The organism is Clostridium tagluense (assembly GCF_003865095.1).
Classification (GTDB): Bacteria; Bacillota; Clostridia; order Clostridiales; family Clostridiaceae; genus Clostridium_AD; species Clostridium_AD tagluense.
In genome coordinates this window covers 1-4,280 of sequence record NZ_BHYK01000078.1, presented here as the reverse complement: position 1 = coordinate 4,280, position 4,280 = coordinate 1, and the positions used below count along the sequence as shown (strand labels likewise).

The following is a 4,280-nucleotide window of genomic DNA, read 5'->3' as shown; positions in this document are numbered from 1 at the left end:
AGGCTTTATAACCTTAACTGAAAAATTTATGATTAGGTAATTCTTATTGAACCGCCGTGTACCGAACGGTACGCACGGTGGTGTGAGAGGTCGCTAAATAAATTAATTATTTAGCTCCTACTCGATTAAAGAGAATTAGATTATAATTGTTAGTAATATTGCAAATACCTAAAAAATGCACAAGGTGGCAAGTTAATGAGCATTTTAGTGAAAAAGGGAATACTATAGTTTAATAATAATATAAAACAAAAGATACCGTTTAGATTAAAGTATAGTTTAATCTAAACGGTATCTTTTGAGTTTATTGAAAGAACTATTTAATAAAGTGGTTATTTCTTAAACTTTAAAATACTAGAGGTCAATAAGAATGCAATTAAACTTTAGTTATGTTTACTAATTCTATTTTGTAATTTTCATCAGGAGATTCTACCTCTACTATAGCTCCAATGGACATCCCAAACAATACTCGCCCTATTGGAGACTCTATACTAAACTTTCCATTTGCTATATCCACTTGCAATGTTGTTACAAGTTCAATTTCTTCTATGTCATCAGTGCCAACAAATTTTATCAGCAATTTATCACCTACATTTGCGCCGCTAGTATTAACAATAACATCATCTATAATTTCAGCAGTTCTAATCATTTTTATTAAGTAACCCATTCTTCTGTAGTTCTCGTACATATTTGTTTTGGCAGCTTTATATTCAGCATTTTCACTTCTATCACCATGAGCTGCAGCTATCATTTTTTCATGGGCAATTTCCATTGTTAAAGGACCTTTGCGATAATCAAATTCTTTTTGAAGTTCTTCAACATCTTTTTTAGTAAGTTTATTATTAATTTTGTCACCTTCTTTAATTTATAGTATTACTGAGTTAGTTATTAGATAATCTTTGAATCATGCCACTATATCAAAATAAGTTTTATTATAATTTTAGACCATTACTAAGTGTAAAACAAGTGATATTTATATTCCGTGTAGTATAAAGAACATTTTTTTATGTTGTGTTAATTTGTAGCTACACCAACATTAGATAAATTTATTGCCTTGACAATATTTTAACTATGAAATATAATTTAATTATTAGGGCAAACGTTTGCATAAACTAAAATAAGTATAAAATTATCCAATAAATCATTTTTAACTAAAGAAAATTTAATATGGATGCATTGCTTCATAGTTGAATAAAATCATCATACAATATATTTAAAATATATTGTATGATTACAAATCTAAAAATTCAAGTGATACAGAGCTGTTAAATTAATAATGGAGGTAATTGAATATGGTTAAGAGTAAATCAAAAATAATTTCGTTTGATTTTTGGCAAAAATTTGGTAAGGCACTATTAGTAGTAGTTGCAGTTATGCCAGCAGGTGGACTAATGATTTCATTAGGAGCAGTTATAGGAATAGTGGCACCTAATTCCTCATTTATGCAAACCTTATCACGAGTTGTAGGAGGTATAGGTTGGGCAATAATAGTTAATTTGGGGCTGTTATTTGCTGTAGCTATCGGTGGATCTTGGGCTAAAGAACGTGCTGGTGGAGCATTTGCAGCACTTATTGCATTCATTTTAATAAATAAAATTACTGGCAATGTATTTAATATTACAAACGAGATGCTTACAGATGTACATGCAACGGTAACCTCGTTAACCGGTCAACAACTTTTGGTTAAGGATTACTTTATTTCTGTTCTTGGATCTCCAGCATTAAATATGGGAGTATTTGTTGGTATTATTTCAGGTTTTCTTGGGGCGGTTTTATTTAATAAATATTATAATTATAATAAATTACCAAATGCGCTTGCATTTTTTAATGGTAAACGTTTTGTACCATTTGTTGTTATTGCAGGTTCCGCAGTTACTGCATTTGCATTTGTTATAGTTTGGCCATTTGCTCAATCAGTTATAAATGGATTTGGCATGTGGATTGCAACATCACAAGATACTGCACCATTTATTTCACCATTTATATATGGTACACTTGAGCGTCTATTATTACCTTTTGGGCTTCATCATATGATTACAATACCAATAAACTATACAGATCTTGGTGGGTCATATAAAGTATTAACTGGTGCTAATATAGGCAAGTATATACTGGGACAAGATCCACTTTGGCTTGCATGGGTTACTGACTTAGGTAACTTAAAGGCGGCTGGAGATATGGGCACATATAGTAACTTACTTGCAACAGTTCATCCAGCAAGGTTCAAGGTTGGACAAATGATTGGAGGAGCCGGATCATTAATGGGTGTTGCGCTTGCTATGTATAAAAGTGTAGCTAAGGAAAAACGAGCAAAATATAAATCAGTGTTTTTTTCAGCAGCCATCGCGGTTTTCTTAACAGGTGTAACTGAACCTTTAGAATTTATGTTTATGTTTGTTTCACCAATATTATATGCCACTTATGCAGTTATACAAGGATTTGCATTTATGTGCGCAGATATATTTAATTTAAGAGTTCATAGTTTTGGTGTTATAGAGCTTGTGGCACGTATACCTATGATTGTAAAAGCAGGAATTATAGGTGATTTGATAAGATATGTATTAGTTACAGTTATATTTTTCTGCATAAACTATTTCGTATTTAAATTTATGATTAGTAAATTTAATATAGCAACTCCGGGTCGTAATGGAAATGAAATTGACATGGGAGATGATTTAACAGAGTCTACTGAAAGGCAAGAGGTTGATGCTAGTAAAAAAGGGAGTCAAGCTGTAGCTATTATTGAATTACTCGGAGGGAAAGAGAATATTGTAGATGTGGATGCATGTATGACCCGTCTTCGAGTAACGGTTAAAGATAGCTTATTGGTAAAGGAAGAAAAGGAATGGAAAAATAACCAAGCATTAGCTTTAATAATTAAAGGAAATGGTGTACAGGCTGTATATGGACCAAAGGCAGATGTTTTAAAATCAGATATTATAGATATACTAGGAGTTTAAAATGAAATTATTAACTTTGAATTGTCATTCCTGGATAGAAGAAAATCAATATGAAAAGATAAAAATTATTGCAAATACCATAAAAGAAAAAAAATATGATGTAATTGCACTACAGGAAGTAAGTCAATCTATAAACGAAAATTTAGCTTATGATAACATAAAAAAAGATAACTTTGCTTTGATTTTGCTAAAAGAGTTAGAGAAATTAGGATGTAAAGAATACACAATGCTGTGGGGATTTTCACATATAGGTTATGATATATATGAAGAAGGAGTAAGTATTATAACTAAACATAAAATAGAAGAAGGTGGCGAAAATTCAATTTTCATAAGTAACAGCACGAATCGGGAGTTTTGGAAAACTAGAGTGGTTGTAGGAGCCTCAATTAAAATAAATAGTGAAATGGTAGATTTTTACTCCTGTCATTTAGGATGGTGGCAGGATGAAGAGGAACCTTTTAGAGAACAAGTAGGCAAATTACTTAATAATATAAAAAAAAATAGACTAACGTTTTTTATGGGAGATTTTAATAATAATGCTTTTATAAGAAATGAGGGCTATGATTATTTAATGGGAAAAGGAATAAGAGATACTTTTACACTTGCTAGTGAAAAAGATTGTGGGGTAACTGTAAAGGGTAAAATAGATGGATGGGATTTAAATAAAAATGATTTAAGGCTAGACCTCATTTTAGTAAATGAAGATATAGATGTTAAATATTCTAAAGTAATATTTAACGACGAAAATGGTTCAGTAGTATCAGATCATTATGGAGTGGAAATAGATTCGTCCTTATAGGAAAATTCCAAAGATAAGAATACCTAATTTGGTATTCTTATTTTTTAACTATATAGCTCTGAAAATATAAAACCATTGTGGTACGTCTAAGGCTAAAATAAATATGTATGAAACTAATAATGATAATTAGCCATGCGTATCGGAATGAGATATATTGAATCAATTAAACATATAGGTAGGATTATGAAGATAATCTAGCTAGAGTGTATATTCGCTGGAATTGTGCACTTATTTATGTGATAGAATATTTCTTGTAGCCACAAAGCAATGGCGCAGAAAGCTAGATGTTAATTACGATTTAATAAATTTTTATATGAAAATTAATTTTAAAAAGTTATTGACAAAGCAAGCAATATAAAGTAGAATAGTAAAAGTAGTCACATGATGGCAAAGCAAATTGGTCTTTGAAAATTAAACAGAGAAATAGGTAAAATAGCGAAATAACATTTTGCTAGACCAGTTAATTACTTTAGATAAAAAAGTAATTTTAGTCGTAAGACTAAAAAGTATGTAATGAGCTTGCG

At 30.5% G+C, this 4,280-nt stretch carries 3 protein-coding genes; 2 read left to right on the top strand and 1 reads right to left on the bottom strand.

Annotated features, from left to right (window positions below; genetic code table 11):
* Positions 1-373 precede the first annotated feature (373 nt).
* The gene (locus Ctaglu_RS24385) at positions 374-844 is read right to left on the bottom strand and encodes a GreA/GreB family elongation factor (RefSeq protein ID WP_233439953.1); all 471 of its coding nucleotides are present in this window, start codon (positions 842-844) and stop codon (positions 374-376) included.
* A 445-nt stretch (positions 845-1,289) separates the two neighbouring features.
* Between Ctaglu_RS24385 and Ctaglu_RS24380 the strand changes: the two genes are divergently transcribed.
* Together Ctaglu_RS24380 and Ctaglu_RS24375 are read left to right on the top strand one after the other, a co-directional pair.
* The gene (locus Ctaglu_RS24380; protein ID WP_125006632.1) at positions 1,290-2,957 is read left to right on the top strand and encodes a PTS transporter subunit IIBC; all 1,668 of its coding nucleotides are present in this window, start codon (positions 1,290-1,292) and stop codon (positions 2,955-2,957) included.
* A gap of 1 nt (position 2,958) precedes the next feature.
* Positions 2,959-3,756, top strand: coding sequence for an endonuclease/exonuclease/phosphatase family protein (locus tag Ctaglu_RS24375; protein WP_125006630.1), 798 nt, complete (start codon positions 2,959-2,961; stop codon positions 3,754-3,756).
* The last annotated feature ends 524 nt before the right edge of the window (positions 3,757-4,280 follow it).